This is a genomic window from Pseudomonas sp. AC083 (assembly GCF_979253165.1).
Window position 1 is genome coordinate 1 of record NZ_CEEDDH010000200.1, and the last position, 260, is coordinate 260.

1 protein-coding gene is annotated in these 260 nt (G+C 43.5%); it reads right to left on the minus strand.

All coding sequences use genetic code 11. The features are described 5' to 3' along the window. Positions 1–260, minus strand: a 260-nt coding sequence (locus AC0IXA_RS27705) for a family 1 glycosylhydrolase (RefSeq protein ID WP_471814946.1), incomplete at both ends; no start/stop codon positions are given.

Here is a 260-nt window from a genome sequence, read left to right on the forward strand (position 1 = left end):
GAGAACAAACAGATCAACGACATGCTTTGATGACCATCCGCCGTACTTCTCAAGCAAAACGGCAGGAAGCTCATAATGCTCTAAGCAAAACATCGGTTCTACACCTGCTGCGATTAATTCATTGATCAGATCATCAATGTAACGAGCGTAGGCCTCATCCACTATCCCATTCTCGTAATCTATGAGAAATCTCGACCAATTGATCGATGTCCTGTAATGTGTCAGCCCAATCTCTTTCATTAAGGCTACATCCTCAGGAT